The 18,620-nt window shown below is 59.6% G+C and carries 15 protein-coding genes and 1 riboswitch; of the genes, 3 read left to right on the top strand and 12 right to left on the bottom strand.

Features of this window, described 5'->3' with window-relative positions; genetic code table 11:
- Window positions 1-18: 18 nt before the first annotated feature.
- Window positions 19-1,233 carry a phosphoserine phosphatase SerB gene (serB, locus tag AWM69_RS16570; RefSeq protein WP_048382771.1) on the bottom strand — a complete coding sequence of 405 codons (1,215 nt, stop codon included), beginning with the start codon at window positions 1,231-1,233 and terminating at the stop codon, window positions 19-21.
- 132 nt (window positions 1,234-1,365) lie between these two features.
- On the opposite strand from serB, the gene AWM69_RS16575 reads away from it, so the two are divergent.
- Window positions 1,366-2,901, top strand: a complete 1,536-nt coding sequence (locus AWM69_RS16575) for an AhpA/YtjB family protein (protein WP_131653635.1) — start codon at window positions 1,366-1,368, stop codon at window positions 2,899-2,901.
- A 122-nt stretch (window positions 2,902-3,023) separates the two neighbouring features.
- On the opposite strand, the gene AWM69_RS16580 is transcribed toward AWM69_RS16575, so the two are convergent.
- The 9 genes from AWM69_RS16580 to AWM69_RS16620 form a co-directional block, all read right to left on the bottom strand.
- Window positions 3,024-3,728: a membrane integrity-associated transporter subunit PqiC gene (locus AWM69_RS16580; protein ID WP_218727571.1), complete on the bottom strand. Its 705-nt coding sequence runs from the start codon at window positions 3,726-3,728 to the stop codon at window positions 3,024-3,026.
- A 188-nt stretch (window positions 3,729-3,916) separates the two neighbouring features.
- Window positions 3,917-6,187 carry a DNA topoisomerase IV subunit A gene (gene parC, locus AWM69_RS16585; protein ID WP_218727573.1) on the bottom strand — a complete coding sequence of 757 codons (2,271 nt, stop codon included), beginning with the start codon at window positions 6,185-6,187 and terminating at the stop codon, window positions 3,917-3,919.
- Between the two features lie 11 nt (window positions 6,188-6,198).
- On the bottom strand, window positions 6,199-6,720 hold the full coding sequence (locus AWM69_RS16590; RefSeq protein WP_131653638.1) for a TIGR02281 family clan AA aspartic protease: 522 nt from the start codon (window positions 6,718-6,720) through the stop codon (window positions 6,199-6,201).
- Window positions 6,717-7,697, bottom strand: a complete 981-nt coding sequence (locus AWM69_RS16595; RefSeq protein WP_218727575.1) for an esterase-like activity of phytase family protein — start codon at window positions 7,695-7,697, stop codon at window positions 6,717-6,719. The genes AWM69_RS16590 and AWM69_RS16595 overlap by 4 nt, the downstream gene beginning before the upstream one ends.
- Complete coding sequence (gene parE, locus AWM69_RS16600) at window positions 7,697-9,601, bottom strand: DNA topoisomerase IV subunit B (protein WP_131653640.1); 1,905 nt, start codon at window positions 9,599-9,601, stop codon at window positions 7,697-7,699. Before parE ends, AWM69_RS16595 begins: the two co-directional genes overlap by 1 nt.
- A 52-nt stretch (window positions 9,602-9,653) precedes the next feature.
- Window positions 9,654-10,262 carry a YqiA/YcfP family alpha/beta fold hydrolase gene (locus AWM69_RS16605; protein WP_218727577.1) on the bottom strand — a complete coding sequence of 203 codons (609 nt, stop codon included), beginning with the start codon at window positions 10,260-10,262 and terminating at the stop codon, window positions 9,654-9,656.
- A 111-nt stretch (window positions 10,263-10,373) separates the two neighbouring features.
- Entirely contained in the window at window positions 10,374-11,189 is an 816-nt protein-coding gene (gene cpdA, locus AWM69_RS16610; RefSeq protein ID WP_131653641.1) for a 3',5'-cyclic-AMP phosphodiesterase, read from the bottom strand.
- A 79-nt stretch (window positions 11,190-11,268) separates the two neighbouring features.
- Complete coding sequence (locus AWM69_RS16615; RefSeq protein WP_131653642.1) at window positions 11,269-11,721, bottom strand: DUF1249 domain-containing protein; 453 nt, start codon at window positions 11,719-11,721, stop codon at window positions 11,269-11,271.
- Complete coding sequence (locus AWM69_RS16620) at window positions 11,712-12,329, bottom strand: NUDIX domain-containing protein (RefSeq protein WP_048382781.1); 618 nt, start codon at window positions 12,327-12,329, stop codon at window positions 11,712-11,714. The genes AWM69_RS16615 and AWM69_RS16620 overlap by 10 nt, the downstream gene beginning before the upstream one ends.
- Before the next feature lie 223 nt (window positions 12,330-12,552).
- On the opposite strand from AWM69_RS16620, the gene AWM69_RS16625 reads away from it, so the two are divergent.
- On the top strand, window positions 12,553-13,299 hold the full coding sequence (locus tag AWM69_RS16625) for an RsiV family protein (protein WP_218727579.1): 747 nt from the start codon (window positions 12,553-12,555) through the stop codon (window positions 13,297-13,299).
- Between the two features lie 57 nt (window positions 13,300-13,356).
- Here the strand turns inward: AWM69_RS16625 and cytX are convergent, their stop codons facing one another.
- Window positions 13,357-14,622, bottom strand: coding sequence for a putative hydroxymethylpyrimidine transporter CytX (gene cytX / locus AWM69_RS16630; RefSeq protein WP_218727581.1), 1,266 nt, complete (start codon window positions 14,620-14,622; stop codon window positions 13,357-13,359).
- 129 nt (window positions 14,623-14,751) lie between these two features.
- Window positions 14,752-16,641: a phosphomethylpyrimidine synthase ThiC gene (thiC, locus tag AWM69_RS16635; protein ID WP_131653644.1), complete on the bottom strand. Its 1,890-nt coding sequence runs from the start codon at window positions 16,639-16,641 to the stop codon at window positions 14,752-14,754.
- Between the two features lie 154 nt (window positions 16,642-16,795).
- A riboswitch (TPP riboswitch) is annotated at window positions 16,796-16,901 on the bottom strand.
- A gap of 181 nt (window positions 16,902-17,082) precedes the next feature.
- Between thiC and AWM69_RS16640 the strand changes: the two genes are divergently transcribed.
- Window positions 17,083-18,519, top strand: coding sequence for a TolC family outer membrane protein (locus tag AWM69_RS16640; protein ID WP_218727583.1), 1,437 nt, complete (start codon window positions 17,083-17,085; stop codon window positions 18,517-18,519).
- The last annotated feature ends 101 nt before the right edge of the window (window positions 18,520-18,620 follow it).

The following is an 18,620-nucleotide window of genomic DNA, read 5'->3' on the forward strand; positions in this document are numbered from 1 at the left end:
ACCGGGAAAGGGCGATTATCAGCCCTGACTGTTACGGTCGCGCTGACCCAACAGGTACAACACGCCATCCAGCCCCAGGTTCGAGATCGCCTGTTTGGCCGACTGTTTGACCAGTGGCTTGGCGCGGAACGCAACACCCAACCCGGCAATGGCCAGCATCGGCAGGTCGTTGGCGCCATCACCGACCGCAATGGTCTGCTCCAGGCTCAATCCTTCCTTTTGCGCCAGCTCACGCAGCAAGTCTGCCTTGCGCTGTGCATCAACAATCGGCTCAACCGCCACCCCCGTCACCTTGCCGTCTACCACGCCCAACTCATTGGCGAATACGTAGTCGATGCCCAGCTTCGCCTGCAGCTGCTTGGCGAAATAGGTAAAGCCGCCCGACAGGATGGCCGTCTTGTAGCCCAGACGCTTGAGCTCGGCGAACAGTACCTCAGTGCCTTCCGTCAGCCGCAACGACGCACCGATGGAGTCCAGCACGCTGACGTCCAGCCCCTTGAGCAGTGCCAGACGCTCCTTGAAACTGGCCTTGAAATCCAGTTCGCCAGCCATCGCACGCTCGGTAATGGCCGACACTTGCTCGCCCACACCGGCCGCTTTCGCCAGCTCATCGATGACTTCAGCTTCGATCAAGGTCGAGTCCATATCGAAGACCGCCAAGCGGCGATTGCGACGGAACAGCGTGTCTTCCTGGAAAGCGATGTCGACATTGAGCTCTTGCGCCAGATTGAAGAACTCGGCGCGCAAGGCCTGAATGTCGGTTGCCTCGCCGCACACGCGGAACTCGATGCAGCTTTTGCTCAGCTCAAGCGGCGCATCCAGCGGCACGCGGCCAGACAGGCGATCGATGTGCTCGATATTCAGCCCGTACTGGCTGATGATCGTCGTCACGCGCTGCAACTGATGGGCCGTGACCTGACGGCTCATCAGTGTCAGCACATGGCGCTTCTGGCTTTGCTCGGTCACCCAGTGCTGGTAATCGGCTTCTGAAATAGGGGCAAAGCGCACCTGCTGGTCGAGAGCGCTGACCAATTGCTGAATGTCTTTGAGCACAGACGATGCCTGCTCGGTCCCCGGAATTTCGACCAGGATGCCCAACGACAAAAAGTCATGGATGACAGCCTGACCGATGTCGAGAATGCTCACACCATTGTTGGCCAATACACCGGTAATGGCCGCAGTGAGGCCAGGACGGTCCTCACCCGTGATGTTTATCAGGACGATTTCGCGCAAGGCACACCCCCATTTCCTAAAAAAAACGCATTCTACTCACTTTCAGTGACCATCGGGCATCACCAAGGCTTTGCCGCCTCTAGGCTGCTCGTTATACTGCGCTCCAACTTAACGGACTAAGAGCCGCGCTCAGTGAACCGGCCATCGCCTGTCAAAACCGATAACTTCTTCCTGCTGATCTTTCGAGCCCTGCGCGATCGTCGCATTCCATTGGCGCTGCGGATTGCCAGCCATAACGTGATCCTGGTCGCCCTGGCGCTGGTCATTTATGCCGTGGTGATGGGCCTGCAGTTCAAGCAGGCCATGCACGAACAAGCCGACGCCCTGGGTCAGAGCCTGACCACGCAAACCGCTACGTCGGCGACCGAGTTGCTGGTGTCCAACGACATCCTCAGCCTCAACGTGCTGCTCAATAACCTGACCAAAAACCCGCTGGTGGCGCACGCTGCCATCTATAGCGTCGATAACCGCATCCTCGCTGAAGCCGGGGAGCGCCCGAAAAACAGCCTGCTGGGTGAAACAGAAGGCGTCTATCAGACCAAGATCACCTTTCAGGACGTGACCGCCGGCCATTTGCGCATCAGCCTGGACATGCAGCAGTTTGAACAGCCGATGACCATCAGCCTGCAAAGCATGGGTATCCTGAGCGCCATTTTGCTGGCGTTGGCGCTGGCCTTGAGCCTGCGCCTGGGGCGTCATATCACCACTCCGCTGCTGCAGTTGCGAGTGTGGCTGCGTGAACCCGATCCACACACCCCGGCCATCCAGCGCCAGGACGAAATCGGCGACCTGGCACGCCAGCTCCACGCCCGCCTGGCCCCGGAAGCACCTGAACCTGAGCCAGAGCCAGAAGAAGAGCAGGACGAGATAGAAGACGACGTAGAAGACAACGAGCCGACCTTCGAAGTGCGCAACCTGCGCGACCCGAGTTTTGATGAGGCACCTGCAGCACCGGCGCCTAAAGCGGCACCGCGCCAGGTGATCAGCACCGACGAAGACGACGACAACGAAGACGACCCGTTTGCAGACCTGCGCGACACCGGCACTGCGGTACCGGTTGTCCTGAGCAAGCCACAACCCTCAGCACCGACCACGCCACAGCCAAGCGCCGTGCTTGCGGTACAACTGGGCGCACAGGAACAACTGCGACGTCTGCCCCGCGCCCGCCTGATGGAATTGCTGGAGCGTTACCGCGACTGCCTTAACCAGGCGGCCTCGCTGTACCAAAGCGAGCTGCACACCCTGAACGATGGCAGCACACTGATGCTGTTCCACAGCGAAGACAGCGGCGACGACTACCTGACCAACGCCATTTGCTGCGGTGAACTGCTACGCGCCCTGGGTCACGCCTTGCAGATCGAAGTCGCCGACAGCGGCATCACCCTGCAATTGCAGCTGGGCCTGGTGCTGGGTGAGGGCATGAACGGCCTGAGCCAGATAGACCTGCTACTGACCGAGACGGCTCAGGATGCCCTGGCGCTCTCGCAACACAGCCGCAACCTGCTGCTGGTTGAGCGCAAGATCAGCGACGACCCGCTGATCCGTCAGCGCGCCCGTATCCGCCCGATTGCCAGCCCTGAAGGTGCCTGCTGCGTTGAGCGCCTGATGGAGCCGTATCCGTCCATGCTCGAGCGCCAGTTGGCGCGGATGCATGAGACCCGCGTCTAAAGCACCGTCACAATAAAGCCCCTGACCCTGCCCCTCTCCCCGAGGGAGGGGTCAGGGGCTTTTATTTGGCCCAAAAAAAATCCCGCACACCGGCGGGATTTTCAAAAGCGTTGATCACTGCCTCAGAAACGGAACACTTCCAGATCAGTGCGGATCGGTGAAGCCATCGGGATTTTTGGCCTGTCGACGCTTTTCTTGGGGGCCGGCTTTGACTCAGGTTTGCGCGGCTCAACAAGCGGCGGCTGGTTGGCCAGTGGTTTGAGGGCCACTGCCAGTTGCTCACTCAATTGCTGCAACAACTCACCTTGGGCCTTGACCTGATCGGCCGTGCTGCCTTCGTGCAGCTTTTCGAGGTGGACCATGCGGTTATCACGCACATGACCACGACGGTCGATCAGACGCCATTGTGCATCCAGCACAGCCGGCTGGTCTTTACCCGAGTCCAGACGTGTAATCGTCAGCAGCACTTGCACGTCCGGGCTGAAGCTCGCAATGGCCGGCGCAAGCACCACGCGCTGGCTATCCAGGCGCCAGGCCAGCTGACGCACCAGCAATTGATCGATATCGGCAGACAGGCTGCCCGCCCAACGACCGTCGGTCGCAGCACTCAGGCTGCCATCCTCCTGACGTTGCAGCAGGGTTTCACGTTGCAGGTAATCAGCCACGGTGACGGGGCCAAGTACCACGGCCATGCCCTCAGCTTGCTTGGGCTGGCCAGGAGTGCCGCTGTCCAGTTGATACAGGGACGCTGGCTGATGCACGGTGCACCCGGCCAGGCCAAGCACACCGGCCAGCAACGCGATTAAAGGAAGGCGCAGAACGTTCATCATTCCATCCAGGTGGTCGCCGCAGTGCGCGCCACAGTGTGATTCTTGAAAAATGCGTCGGGTACATGGCCATATGCCGTACCACAAGAGCGCCATATCATCCGCGAATATCCGGTTCGACTCCAGCGTTGTTGCGTCGATCTGCGCGATAAAACGCAGATCGAGCGCTCAAAAGGGTCTCCAGACCCTCAACCTTGACCCGGTATTTCTACCAGCAAAGCGTCCACGCGCTGGAAACCCCGGGGCAGCTTATTGCCTCGACGGCCCCGCTCACCCTTGTAGTGTTCCAGGTCATCCGCCTTGAGCGACAGAGTCCGCTTGCCAGCCTGCAACACCAGCGTTGCGGTGTCGGGCAGCACGGCGATGTCGGTCACATACTCTTCACGACTGGCCACGCGATCACCCGCAATCCCGATGATTTTGTTGCCTTTGCCTTTGCCCAGTTGCGGCAGGTCGCTGACTTTGAAAATCAACAGCCGGCCTTCAGTGGTCACGGCTGCCAGCCAGTTCTGCTCACGATCATTGACCGGGCGTGGCTGCATGACTTGCGCGCCTTTAGGCAGGCTAAGCAAAGCCTTGCCGGCCTTGTTCTTGGCTTGCAGGTCTTCACCTTTCACCACGAACCCGTAACCGGCATCGGAGGCGATCACGTACAGCGCGTTGTCTTCAGGCAGCAACACGCATTCAAAAGTCGCACCTGGCGGCGGCGTCAGGCGCCCGGTCAGCGGCTCACCCTGACCACGGGCCGAGGGCAAGGTATGCGCCGCCACCGAATAACTGCGCCCGGTGGAGTCGATAAACACTGCAAATTGATTGGAGCGACCGGCGGCCGCCGTCTTGTAGCCATCGCCGGCTTTATAGGACAGGCCGGTTGCATCAAGGTCGTGACCTTTACCGCAACGCACCCAACCCTTTTCAGACAGAACAACGGTGACCGGCTCGGTGGGTACCAGTTCGTTTTCCGACAGAGCCTTGGCTTCTGCGCGAGAAACGATTGGCGAGCGACGATCATCACCGTAGGTTTTGGCGTCTTCAAGCAACTCGGTGCGCACCAGCTTCTTAAGCTTTGCTTCGCTGCCCAGCAGGGCTTGCAGCTTGGCTTGCTCTTTACGCAACGCGTCTTGCTCGTCACGCAGCTTCATCTCTTCCAGACGTGCCAACTGGCGCAAACGCGTGTCGAGGATGTAGTCAGCCTGGATTTCACTCAGGGCAAAGCGCGCAATCAGCTCCGCCTTGGGGTGTTCCTCGGTGCGAATGATGTGGATCACTTCGTCGAGGTTCAGGTAGGCGGTGAGCAAACCGTCCAACAGGTGCAGGCGACGCTCGACCTTGTCGAGGCGGAACTGCAGCCGGCGGCGGACGGTATTGATGCGGAATTCCAGCCACTCCACCAGCAACGCACGCAGGTTTTTCAGCTGCGGCTTGCCATCCAGGCCAATGATGTTGATGTTGACGCGGAAGGTCGACTCAAGCTCCGTCACGGCAAACAAATGCTGCATCAGTTCATCGAGATCGACCTTGTTGTTACGCGGGATGATCACGATACGGCACGGGTTTTCGTGGTCCGACTCATCGCGCAAGTCGGTGACCATCGCCAGCTTGGTCGGCTTGGCCTGCATCAGCGCAGCAATCTGCTCCAGTACCTTGGCGCCCGACACCTGATGCGGCAATGCGGTAACGACGATGTCGCCGTCTTCGATGTGATAGACAGCACGCATGCGCACCGAACCACGACCGGTCTGGTAGATCTTCAGCAAATCAGCACGCGGGGTGATGATCTCGGCTTCAGTCGGGTAATCCGGGCCCTGGATGTGTTCACACAGTTGCTCAACCGTGGCCTTGGGCTCGTCGAGCAGGCGCACACAGGCGGTGGCGACTTCTCGCAGGTTGTGCGGCGGCACGTCTGTGGCCATGCCGACGGCGATCCCGGTTGTGCCATTGAGCAGGATATTCGGCAAACGCGCCGGCAATACCGCTGGCTCATCGAGCGTACCGTCGAAGTTTGGCACCCAGTCAGCCGTGCCCTGCCCCAACTCGCTGAGCAGCACTTCGGAATAGCGCGACAAACGGGCTTCGGTGTAACGCATGGCCGCGAACGACTTGGGATCATCCGGCGCACCCCAGTTGCCCTGGCCATCGACCAGGGTGTAGCGATAGCTGAACGGCTGAGCCATCAGCACCATCGCTTCGTAACACGCGGAATCACCGTGAGGGTGAAACTTGCCGAGCACGTCACCGACCGTACGCGCCGATTTTTTATGCTTGGAATCTGCGTCCAGGCCCAACTCGCTCATCGCATAGACGATACGTCGCTGTACCGGCTTGAGACCGTCGCCGATATGCGGCAAGGCGCGATCCATGATTACGTACATGGAATAGTTGAGGTAGGCCTGTTCGGTGAAGTCGGCCAGGGACCGGCGTTCTACGCCGTCGAGGCTGAGATCAAGGGAGTCGCTCATGCGGACCTCATTCAGTTCGTTGTCTGGCGCAACAGCATGCTGCCGCTGCGCTGAGTAAATTCAAGTTTGTTCAAAGCGCTCATGCCCAGCAGCACTTGCTCGCCTTCAAGCCCCGGCGCGGCCACCGCACGCACATTGCGTAAAACGATGGCGCCCAGTTGCAGGCGGTCGATCTGGGTACGATAGCCCTGAGCCCGGCCATTGGCCGTATTCAAGGTCACGGCCGCCCCCTTGGGCAGCGCCAGTTGCCTGGCCAGTTCCAGCGGAACCGCTACATCGGTGGCTCCGGTATCGAGCAAAAATTCCACCGGCACATTGTTGATCCGGCCGCTGGCCACGAAGTGGCCCTGCGCGTTACCCAACAGTTTGACTTCTATATAACCCTCGCCTTGCTGCGAGGTCACCTCGGTATTGGGGTTTTCCTGGCGCTGCTCCCAACGCCCGAAAAATTGGGTCGCCAGGTACAAACCGGCGCACCAGGCCACGACCATGAAAATCCGGCCGACACCCTTACCCGGGGCTTGGTTACTCATAACCCGGCACTCCAGCCACCCTGCGGTGCAGCGAAGCGCCAGACGATCGGGCGTGCTTCGCCGTCAGCGCGTACGTGATTGCCGTTATCGACACCGATCCAGGCACCGCCGGCGTCCAGGCTCAAGGCTTCGGCATGACCATACCGGGTGTTGTACTGCCGGGCATCGGTCAAACCATCGCGGGCAAACGACCAACAGCGTTCGACCTCCCCCGTGTCCGGGCTACGGCGACAAATACGGTAGGCCATGCGCTCCAGAGTGAACAACTTGCCCTGGAACAAGGCCAGGTCGGCAAAGTCCTTTTGTTGCGGCTTGACCTTGAGCTCGGGCGGTGGCTGTTCCGGGCCGCCCTCACTCATCAAGACACAACTCTCTTCGCAATCCCACACACTCTGTTTTTTGCGGATACTCAGCAACCCGCGTCGCTCTCGTTCGGCCGCCAGCCAGATCTGGTTGCCTTGCGGGTTGACGGCAATGCCTTCAAACAGTGCATTGAAGTGCAGCAACATGCCGCTGGCGCGGGCCTGACGCACCAGCGCCGGATCAATTTTCAACCAGGAAGGCGAGCCCACCTGCGGAAGTTGCAGCACCGCGGCATGGCTCTCACTGACAACGTAACGGTTGCCCGCTTCGTCACAGGTGATGCCTTCAAGATCCAGATCGCCGCCCCGTAAGGGGCTGAAGGCTTTACCCATCATCCGTACGCCCCACGGCAGACCGCTTTCAGGCACCGGCGGCGCATCAAAGCCGACAGCCTCGGCGTGCCACTGCGCATAGCGGTTGTCCAGCCGGTAAACCTGGTCATCGTCGCGATCGGACACGGCCCACAGTTCGCCCTGGCACATCGCCAGGCCCGACAGATTGGCGCCGCGCATGCCTTCGACGGGATGTTCGGACTGCAATGTCAATTCAGGCCAGGCATCCGCCAGCACCGGTGTAGCCCCTGCACACAGCAACGCCATCAAGGCTCTGCGCATCAAGCCAGCACCTGCGCCAGGTTGCCTTTTGATTCAAGCCAGGACTTGCGGTCACCCGCGCGTTTTTTGGCCAGCAGCATGTCCATCATTTCCGAAGTGGCGGCGAAGTCTTCCAGCGTCAATTGCACCAGACGCCGGGTATTCGGATCCATGGTGGTTTCACGCAGCTGCGGTGGATTCATCTCACCCAGCCCCTTGAATCGAGTGACCTGCGGCTTGCCGCGCTTCTTCTCGGCCACCAGTCGATCAAGAATGCCGTCGCGCTCGGCTTCGTCCAGGGCGTAATAGATCTCTTTGCCCAGGTCGATTCGGTACAGCGGCGGCATGGCCACGTACACATGACCGGCATCCACCAGCGGGCGGAAATGCTGCACAAACAAGGCACAGAGCAACGTCGCAATGTGCAGGCCGTCGGAGTCGGCGTCGGCGAGGATGCAGATTTTGCCGTAGCGCAGCTGGCTGATGTCGGCCGCGCCCGGATCGACGCCAATGGCGACGGCGATGTTGTGCACTTCCTGGCTGGCCAGCACTTCGCTGCCGTCGACTTCCCACGTGTTGAGGATCTTGCCGCGCAACGGCAGGATTGCCTGGAACTCTTTGTCCCGTGCTTGCTTGGCCGAACCGCCTGCGGAATCCCCTTCGACCAGGAACAGTTCAGCGCGCATCGGGTCCTGCCCGGCGCAGTCGGCCAGTTTGCCGGGCAAGGCCGGGCCCTGGGTAATGCGCTTGCGCTCAACCTTTTTGCTGGCCTTGAGGCGACGCCCGGCGTTGTTGATTGCCAGTTCAGCCAGCTGCATGCCCAGTTCAGGGTTGGCATTGAGCCACAGGCTGAAGGCATCCTTGACCACACCCGAGACAAAAGCCGCGGCTTCACGGGATGACAGACGCTCTTTGGTCTGACCCGAGAACTGTGGTTCCTGCATTTTCATCGACACCACGAACGCAATGCGCTCCCAGACGTCTTCGGGGGCCAGCTTCACACCACGCGGCAACAGGCTGCGGAACTCACAGAACTCGCGCATCGCATCGAGCAAGCCCTGGCGCAAGCCGTTGACATGGGTGCCGCCCTGAGCGGTCGGGATCAGGTTGACGTAGCTTTCCTGAACACTGTCCCCGCCCTCGGGCAACCACAGCAGCGCCCAGTCGATGGCTTCTTTATTACCCGCCAGGCTGCCACAGAACGGCTCGTTCGGCAGGCGCTCGAACTCACTGACCGCGTCGACCAGGTAAGAACGCAGGCCGTCTTCGTAGTGCCACTCGACCTTTTCGCCGGTGTTTTTGTCTTCAAAGCTGACCAGCAGCCCCGGGCACAGCACGGCCTTGGCCTTGAGCACATGCTTGAGGCGGCTGACCGAGAACTTGGGTGAATCGAAGTACTTGGGATCCGGCGCGAAGTACACGCTGGTCCCGGTGTTGCGTTTGCCGACGGTGCCGATGACTTCAAGGTCCGTGGCTTTGTAGCCATCGGCGAAAGTCATCTGGTACTCGTTGCCGTCGCGCTTGACCTTGACCCGGACCAGCGTCGACAGGGCGTTGACCACCGAAATGCCGACGCCGTGCAGGCCGCCGGAGAACTGATAGTTTTTGTTGGAGAACTTGCCGCCCGCATGGAGCTTGGTGAGGATCAGCTCAACACCGGACACCCCTTCTTCAGGGTGAATGTCCACGGGCATGCCGCGCCCGTCATCGCTGACTTCGAGCGAGTGGTCGGCGTGCAGGATGACTTGTACCGATTTGGCGTGACCGGCCAGGGCTTCGTCGACACTGTTGTCGATGACTTCCTGAGCCAAGTGGTTGGGCCGGCTGGTGTCGGTGTACATCCCGGGGCGTTTGCGCACCGGGTCGAGGCCCGAGAGGACTTCGATGGCGTCTGCGTTATAAGAGCTAGCGCTGGGAGTGGCCATAGGGTCTCGTCGTTAGTCGTAAGTGAAAAATAAGGGCCATTCAACGGGCGCCTTACAGGGCCGCAAAGTCGATGGCTTGATACTGTTCTGCGCCAATCCCGGCAAAATTCAGCAGCGCGGGCAGTTGCTGGGCGAACCCTTGGTAACTGTGGTCGCCTCCGGCCTGAATACGCAAGGCACATGCCTTGTAGTATTTTTCGGCAAGGCGATAATCCAGGGTTTCGTCGGCCGTCTGCAGCCAAACCTGATAGCGCTCCGGGTCTTGAGGCGCCGCCACTTCAAGCTCAGCCAGGGCCGTGACATGATCGTGGGTCAGCTCCCAGGTCTGGCCACTGTACAGGTTGGTTTGCGTGCCGAGATAACCGTCAAACATCCGGTGCGGACTGACGGCCGGGTTGACCAGCAAGGCCTTGAGACCATGCTGTTCGGCCAGATACGTCGCATAGTAGCCGCCGAGCGAGCTGCCGACCAGCAATGGCCTGCCCAGGTCGCTGATTGCCGCCTGCAGTTGGGCGATGGCTTCACGCGGGTGATGGTGCAAGGCCGGTACCCGCAACTGATCACTGCAACCGATGCGCTGCATCAGCGACGACAACTGCGTGGCCTTTTTGGACTCGGGAGCGCTGTTGAAACCGTGGATATACAAGATGGAACCCGACATGCAATTACTCCCGAGTGCAAATTAAGCCAAACACAGCCTCTATAAAGACGCGCAGTTTAGCCTGACTCAAGGGTAATGACCCTCCTCAAGGTAGATCCGCCCGACAATCACTCAGTAATTACCGGCGCTGTAGTCCGGTTCGAACTCAAAATCCGCCAGACGCGACACGCCGGTTTCCAGCGTGCCATCCGGTTGCAGACGCAACCAGCGATAGCCGGGCGCTTCGTTGCTGACGTTGAAATCCTCACTGCCCGGGGCGAACTGAATGCAGGTCGAGGGCGATGCCAGCAGCCTGACGCCATTTCGCTGCTGATCAAACGCCTGATGGACGTGCCCCCAGAGCACCGCACGCACTTGCGGGTAGCGATCCAGCACTTTCCAGAACTCATTGGCATTGCGCAAACCAATCGGCTCAAGCCACGGGCACCCCACCGACACGGGATGGTGATGCAGACACACCAGATGGTGGCGTTCAGGCGCCTCACTCAAAGCCTGGGCGAGCAACTGCAATTGCTTGTCTTCCAGATAACCGGGGGTGGAATGCGGTACCGCCGAGTCGAGCAAGGTGATGCGCCAGTTACCGATATCGACCACCGGCTCAAGCAAGCGGCTTTGCACCGCCGCCTCGCGCATGTGCGCCAGCTGGTCGTGATTGCCGGGTATCCAGCGCGCCGTGGCCGACAGCGGGGTCGTCAGCCGGCGAAAATGTTGATAAGCCTCAACGCTGCCATCCTGGGTCAAATCCCCGGTGGCCAGCAGCAGATCGGGGCGCGGCTGCTCGGCGCAAGCGAGATCGACCACCTGCTGCAAGCTATGGGCGGTCTTGAGCCCCAGCAGTGCACCGTTTGCGTCGGCAAACAAATGACTGTCGGACAACTGCACCAGCAGCACCGGATCTTCGGTGGTCAGCGAGGATACACTCGGCAAGGGGGTTCTCCCGGTACAACGCCATGAACGAATGGCGAGATTATGCCATCAGACCAGACAACGCACACCGTCGAGGTTTCTAGCGAACCTCGGCGTACTCATGCCCGCACGCCAGACAATGACTCAACCATTCGCCCAGGAACACATTGAGCTGGGCCTTTTCATCAGGTTGATGCATCGCGACGTTGGGATACGGGTAAATACAGCGAAAACGCCGGGCGTGTTCGGCACCAATGACTTCGGCCATGCGCGCGTCGTGGTAAACCTGAACCTGCAGCTCAGGCACCGGCAGCCACGGCAAGCTGTGCTCCTGGCGCACGCGCAAGGTGCTGGTGTAGGGGCAGTCGAGGATCACCTCAAGGGTCAGCACACCGAGCATCTGGTCACCCTGGGTCAAGGCGATGCGTCGGGCGCTGGGTTGCTCACGCATATCGGGCAGCAAGCGCATCAAGCGGGCATAGTTGGCCTCGCAGGCCGCCTGCAGCCCGATCAAATCGACCCGATAACGATCGCGCACCCCGTTTACGACCATAACCCCCTCACTTCAGCGCGGTTCAGCGCCAGCCATTGCAGGGCAATAATGCTCGCTGCATTGGAAATACGTCCATCTCGCACGGCCTGCATGGCATCTTCATAAGCCCACACTGTAACCCTGATATCTTCTGCTTCTTCTTCCAGACCATGCAACCCGCCCACGCCCTCGGTGCTGCAACGGCCCAGGTACAAGTGCACAAACTCGGTGCTGCCGCCCGGCGACGGGAAATACCGGGTAACAGGCCACAAAGACGAAAACGTTAGCCCTGCCTCTTCTTCGCCTTCACGATGGGCGACTTCTTCGGGCTGTTCATCTTTATCGATCAGGCCGGCGACCAGCTCGATCAGCCAGGGTGTATCAGCCTTGTCCATGGCCCCGACGCGGAATTGCTCGATCAACACCACTTCATCGCGCTGCGGGTCGTAAGGCAATACGCAGACAGCATCATGGCGCACAAAGACTTCGCGACTGATCTCACGGCTCATGCCACCGGCAAACAGCTCATGGCGCAGGTGTACACGATCAAGTTTGTAGAAACCCTGGTAGCCGTTTTCGCGCTTTACGATCTCAACAACGCTTGGCGTGGCCTTAGTGATATCAGTCATTCAAAACCTCTTGCTGGCGAATTCATGCCGGGAGTGGATCTCGGCAACGGGCATCCTAACGCGCCAGCACTTGGGGATGCAGCCCCTTTTATGACACGGAGATAGACGGATCGCCTGCAAAACAACTCTAATTGACACTTATTAGCTTAGTGGCGAACTGATGCTGTTGTTGGCAGTCGAACCACCATATTTTTCAACTTTCTTTTATTCATGAAGGACGACCATGTCGCTTTTAAAATTTGCTTCCATGACCTGCATCGCCCTGACGCTGGGCGCCTGCCAAAGCGTATTCCAGCCCTCGGTACAAAAGCCCCTGGCATTCACCGCTGACCGCTCCGAGCAGCTCAAGGCAGGTTGCAGCGGCCAGGAATGCCCACTGGTGAACATTGATACCGTGCACGTGGCCGACGAGCCAAAGCTCGATGCGCTGATCGAACAACGCCTGCTGAAAATGACCGTCTTTTCACCCGAAGATAAACTCGCGCCTTCGCTCGAGGCTTACCGTGAGCAGTTCCTGCGCACTGCCGAAAGCCGCAACAGCAGCTATTTGCAGGCCAAAGTACGTGAACAGCATGACGGATTGGTGATTGTTGAGCTGTCCAGTTATCTGGACACAGGCGGCGCTCATGGCATCCCGGGTCGTGGCTTTATCAACTATTCGCGCCAGAATCAAAAAGAAGTGACCTTGCAGGACATGTTGGTACCGGGTCAGGAAAACGCTTTTTGGGCTGCCGGAAAGGTCGCACACAACAACTGGCTGATCAGCACTCGTTTCGGTAATGACCCTGAATTCGTCAAAAACTGGCCGTTCCAGCAAACACCGCACGTCGCGCTGCTCAAGGACAACGTCGTCCTCAAATACGATGTGTACAGCATTGCACCGTACTCTGAAGGCCATGTTGAGCTGAAGATTCCTTACTCGCGCCTGCGCGGCATCCTCAAGCCGGAGTGGTTCCCGGGTCGAGGATAAGCCGCCAGATCGGCTGCAGGCGCGAATAGGTTCGCCCCTGCAGCCGATCCTTAGCGCTTATGAACCCTTGCGCCCCAGCACCCATTGCAGCAGCCCCGCCAACAGCAATGCCGGCAAAGTGGCGCCCACGTCCGGAAGCAGGTTTGCCAGCAGGTGATACGTCACCACCCCGCCCAACCAGGCCAGCAACGTCGCCCTGTGGAACCGCCCGGGGGTCACTTCAGCGCTGCGCTTGCGCAGGATGAAGTGATCCACCAGCACCACGCCAAACAGTGGCGCAAACACTGAACCGATCAACAGCAGAAAGTTCTGGTACTGCGCCAGCGGTGCAAAGCAAGCGATCAGGGTGCAGATCACACCGATGGCCAAGGCCAGGTGCTCGACTTTCAGGCGCAGCAAGATCCCGCCGGAAACCGCCGCCGAATGAATATCGGCAAACGCGTTTTCAGACTCGTCCAGCAAGATCAGCAGCAACGGAATCCCCAGCCCGGCCCCCGCCAGCGCCAACAGCAACGCGTTGACTTCGCCGCTTGGCGCAAATGCCAGCGTGTAGGCCACCCCCAGGCTCATCAACCAGAAGTTGCCGATAAAGAAACCCAGTGCCGTGCCACCAAACACGTTTTTGGCTCGCTTGCCAAAACGCGAGTAATCGGCGATCAGCGGCAGCCACGACAGCGGCATGGCGATGGCAATGTCGAAACCTACGGCAAACGGCAGTGAACCATCGCCCTTTTGCGCCCAGAGCGCGGCCAGATCAGCCTTGGCGAACAGGTTCAAGGTCAGCCATATACAGGCCGCCAGCAGCAACCAGATGCCCCATTTGCGCAGAATTTTCCGGACAAACGTCAAAGGCCCGCTGACGGCAAGCAACGTGGCCAAAGCGCCGAAGAACACCGTCCACAGCAAGGGATGGCTCCACAGGCTGCCCTCGCTGAACGCCCGGGCACCGAGCAGGCTCGCGGCATCGCGCATTACGATAATTTCGAACGAGCCCCAGCCGACCAGCTGCAGCACATTGAGCACCGCCGGCAGGCTCGCGCCACGGGATCCCAGGCTGAGCTTGAGCGCGGCCATCGAGGACAGACCGCTGTCGCTGCCAATGACCCCGACCGACGCCAGCAAGGCCACGCCGACCAACGTGCCGAGAAAAATCGCCAGCAACGAACCCGACAGGCCCAGCCCCGGCGCAAGCAACGCGCCGGTCTGCAACACCATCAGGCCAATGCCGAGGGAAAACCACAGAGAAAACAGATCACGCGCACCGAACACGCGCTGATGAGAAGGCACAGCAATATCCGGTGAATAGGTGCTGGGTGTGTTCAAGGGTTGGATCTCAAAGAGGGAATACACGCACTCGCCCCCGTAGCCGCTGCCGAAGACTGCCAAAAGGACCGCTTCACAGTCTTCGGCAGCGGCTACGGGAATTGCGCCAGACTGGCTGGCGCGTTTACATCACACCTTTTTGTACAGCTGGCTGCCTTCCTGCTTGAAGCGCTCAGCCTGCTCGGCCAAGCCTTTGGCCACGTCAACGTCGACGGCTTCGATGCGTTGGTTGGCGGCGTAGATCCGCACTTCCTGGGTGATTTTCATCGAGCAGAATTTCGGCCCGCACATCGAGCAGAAATGCGCGACCTTGGCCGAATCCTTGGGCAAGGTTTCGTCGTGGTACGAGCGCGCGGTGTCCGGGTCCAGACCGAGGTTGAACTGGTCTTCCCAGCGGAACTCAAAACGCGCTTTGCTCAACGCGTTGTCGCGGATTTGTGCGCCCGGGTGCCCTTTGGCCAAGTCAGCCGCGTGGGCCGCGATCTTGTAAGTGATGATCCCGGTTTTCACGTCATCCTTGTTCGGCAGGCCCAGGTGCTCTTTGGGCGTGACGTAGCAGAGCATGGCGCAACCGAACCAGCCGATCATGGCCGCGCCGATGCCCGAGGTGATGTGGTCGTAACCCGGCGCAATGTCGGTGGTCAGCGGGCCCAGGGTGTAGAACGGTGCCTCGTCGCAGCACTCCAGCTGCTTGTCCATATTCTCTTTGATCAGCTGCATCGGCACGTGGCCAGGGCCTTCGATCATGCACTGCACATCGTGTTTCCAGGCAATTTTGGTCAGCTCGCCGAGGGTTTCCAGTTCACCGAATTGCGCCGCATCGTTGGCGTCGGCAATCGAACCCGGGCGCAGGCCATCACCCAGCGAGAAGCTGACGTCATAGGCCTTCATGATTTCGCAGATTTCGTCGAAATGGGTGTAGAGGAAGTTCTCTTTGTGGTGCGCCAGGCACCACTTGGCCATGATCGAGCCGCCACGGGAAACAATGCCCGTTACACGCTTGGCGGTCAGCGGCACGTAGCGCAGCAACACGCCGGCGTGAATGGTGAAGTAGTCGACGCCCTGCTCGGCCTGCTCGATCAGCGTGTCGCGGAACAGTTCCCAGGTCAGGTCTTCGGCGACACCGTTAACTTTTTCCAGTGCCTGGTAAATCGGCACGGTGCCAATTGGAACCGGCGAGTTGCGGATGATCCACTCGCGGGTTTCGTGAATGTGTTTGCCGGTGGACAAGTCCATGACCGTGTCCGACCCCCAGCGAATGCCCCAGGTCAGCTTGGCCACTTCTTCCTCGATCGAAGAGCCCAGCGCGCTGTTGCCGATGTTGCCGTTGATCTTCACCAGGAAGTTACGGCCAATGATCATCGGCTCCAGCTCAACGTGATTGATGTTGGCTGGGATGATGGCGCGACCGCGGGCGATTTCTTCGCGCACGAACTCCGGGGTGATTTCTTTCGGAATGTTGGCACCGAAACTGTGGCCGGCGTGCTGCTGGTCAAGCAAACCGGCGGCACGAGCTTCTTGCAGCTTCATGTTTTCGCGGATGGCGACGTATTCCATCTCGGCCGTAATAATGCCCTGACGCGCATAGTGCATCTGGCTTACGTTAACCCCGGCCTTGGCCCGACGCGGGTTTTTCACGTGCGCAAAACGCAGTTTGGTCAGTTCAGCATCGTCAAGACGCATCTGCCCGAAGTGAGAGCTCAGGCCTGGCAGGCGCTCCGTGTCGCCGCGGTCATCGATCCACGCTGAACGCACGTCGCCCAAACCTTTACGCACGTCAATTTGCACAGACGGGTCGGTATACGGGCCGGAGGTGTCGTAGATCAATACCGGGGCGTTGATTTCCCCGCCAAAATCCGTGGGTGTGACATCCAGGCTGACTTCACGCATCGGCACCAGAATGTCAGGGCGCGAACCCTGTACATAGACTTTTTGTGAACGGGTAAACGGCTTGACCGATTGCTCATCGACCTTGGCCGAATCGCTGAGATTGATCGCGTTTTTTAGTGTTGTACTCATCACGGCTCTCCAGACTGCATCCAGGCGGATTGTCGGAGGGAGAACCTGAAAAAAGCACGGACGCACCCAAGGACCGGATGCTGAGTGACGACCTCGAACGACTGTTCATTTTTTGAACAATCGATCCCGGACGGTACTCAAGAGGACTCGCCGGGAGACGAGAAATCTTGTTCCCTACGCAGGCGTTAACCTGATCAGGTTCAACGGGATCCGAAATTATTCGATCTCAGCCTCATAGCAAGGCACCCCGACAAGAACCCGTGCAGTCTAGACAAGAGTGAAGCAGAACGCCAACACCGGAATAAACCGCATGATGAAAGGCGTGATAACGGCATTGTTGCAAGATGACACGGCTACTACACTCGCTACGTCTCGACACCACGAGCGCCGGAACACGGCCTCGGGCCTTTATTTTTCGCATTATTGAACTAGGGATCGCTCATGCTGCGCAAACTCTCGCTGGCTATTGCTGTGTCTTGTGCGACCAGCGCAATGGCTCTGGACGGGCAACCCCCTGTGTCCAGCAAGACCGACCTGGTCAGCGTTTACCATGAAGCGGTAAACAACAACGCCGACCTGGCGGCCGCCCGCGCCGATTACGCGGCGCAAAAGGAAGTCGTGCCCCAGGCCCGTGCCGGGTTGCTGCCCAACCTCTCGGGGGGCGCCGAATCAAGCAGCGTGCGCACCTCGATCGACCAGCCATCGCTGACGACCACCCGCAGTGCCGTGGTGTATCAGGCAACACTCGCCCAACCGATTTTCCGCGCGGACCGCTGGTTCCAATTGAAGGCAGCCGAGTCCGTGAATGAACAGGCCGCGCTGCAATTATCGGCCACCGAACAAAATCTGATCCTGCAAACCGCCGAGTCGTACTTCACCGTGTTGCGCGCCCAGGACACGCTGGCCTCGACCAAGGCTGAAGAAGCCGCATTCAAGCGCCAGCTGGATCAATCGCGCGAACGCTTTGATGTCGGCCTGTCAGACAAGACCGACGTCCTGCAATCCCAGGCCAGCTACGACACGGCACGGGCCAACCGGCTTCTGGCTCAGCGCCAGGTCGATGACGCCTTTGAAGCATTGATGACCCTGACCAACCGCCAGTACCGGTCAATTGAAGGCATTGCCCACACCTTGCCGATTTTGCCACCCACCCCCAATAACGCCACGACCTGGGTGGAGACGGCGGCGAAGCAAAACCTGAACCTGCTGGCCAGCAATTACGCGGTGAGTGCAGCCGAGGAAACCCTCAAGCAGCGCAAGGCTGGTCATGCGCCGACCCTGGACGCCGTGGCGCAATACAAGACCGGCGACAACGATGGTTTTGGCCTGAGCAATCCAAATGCCCTGAATCAACGGTATGGCGGCGACGTGTCGCAGCGCAGCATCGGCCTGCAATTGAACATTCCGCTGTACAGCGGCGGCCTGACCAGCTCACAGGTACGAGAGTCGTACTCGCGCCTGAGCCAGACCGAACAGCAACGCGAAGCCCTGCGACGCCAGGTGGTCGAGAACACCCGCAACCTGCACCGTGCCGTGAACACCGATGTCGAGCAGGTTCAGGCCCGCAAACAGTCGATCATTTCTAACCAGAGCGCTCTGGAGGCCACCGAAATCGGCTACCAGGTGGGAACACGCAACATCGTCGATGTCCTCGATACCCAGCGCCAGCTGTACACCTCGGTGCGCGACTACAACAACACCCGCTACGACTACATCCTCGACAACCTGCGCTTGAAGCAGGCAGCGGGCACGCTGAATCCGGGTGACCTGGAAGCACTGTCGCGGTATCTGAAAGCCGACTACAACCCGGACAAGGACTTCCTGCCACCGGACCTGGCCAAAGCGGCCGAAGCCAACTTGCGCTCGCCAGGGAATTGAAGCGCCCGATTTGCGGCGCAATCAGATTGTGTAGCCGTTGCCGAAGGCTACGTCCGATTGCGCCGCAATCATAAAGGCAAGTTGTCGAACTCGACCGACAC

The sequence above is a fragment of the Pseudomonas sp. D1HM genome (assembly GCF_019266105.1).
Lineage (GTDB): Bacteria > Pseudomonadota > Gammaproteobacteria > Pseudomonadales > Pseudomonadaceae > Aquipseudomonas > Aquipseudomonas taetrolens.

What these genes read in the sequence shown, in the direction of transcription:
- AWM69_RS16580 (WP_218727571.1), bottom strand. Translation starts at nt 3,728, where the DNA reads ATGAACGTTCTGCGCCTTCCTTTAATCGCGTTGCTGGCCGGTGTGCTT.
- parC (WP_218727573.1), bottom strand. Translation starts at nt 6,187, where the DNA reads ATGAGCGACTCCCTTGATCTCAGCCTCGACGGCGTAGAACGCCGGTCC.
- AWM69_RS16590 (WP_131653638.1), bottom strand. Translation starts at nt 6,720, where the DNA reads ATGAGTAACCAAGCCCCGGGTAAGGGTGTCGGCCGGATTTTCATGGTC.
- AWM69_RS16595 (WP_218727575.1), bottom strand. Translation starts at nt 7,697, where the DNA reads ATGCGCAGAGCCTTGATGGCGTTGCTGTGTGCAGGGGCTACACCGGTG.
- parE (WP_131653640.1), bottom strand. Translation starts at nt 9,601, where the DNA reads ATGGCCACTCCCAGCGCTAGCTCTTATAACGCAGACGCCATCGAAGTC.
- AWM69_RS16605 (WP_218727577.1), bottom strand. Translation starts at nt 10,262, where the DNA reads ATGTCGGGTTCCATCTTGTATATCCACGGTTTCAACAGCGCTCCCGAG.
- AWM69_RS16615 (WP_131653642.1), bottom strand. Translation starts at nt 11,721, where the DNA reads ATGGTCGTAAACGGGGTGCGCGATCGTTATCGGGTCGATTTGATCGGG.
- AWM69_RS16620 (WP_048382781.1), bottom strand. Translation starts at nt 12,329, where the DNA reads ATGACTGATATCACTAAGGCCACGCCAAGCGTTGTTGAGATCGTAAAG.
- AWM69_RS16625 (WP_218727579.1), top strand. Translation starts at nt 12,553, where the DNA reads ATGTCGCTTTTAAAATTTGCTTCCATGACCTGCATCGCCCTGACGCTG.
- thiC (WP_131653644.1), bottom strand. Translation starts at nt 16,641, where the DNA reads ATGAGTACAACACTAAAAAACGCGATCAATCTCAGCGATTCGGCCAAG.
- AWM69_RS16640 (WP_218727583.1), top strand. Translation starts at nt 17,083, where the DNA reads ATGCTGCGCAAACTCTCGCTGGCTATTGCTGTGTCTTGTGCGACCAGC.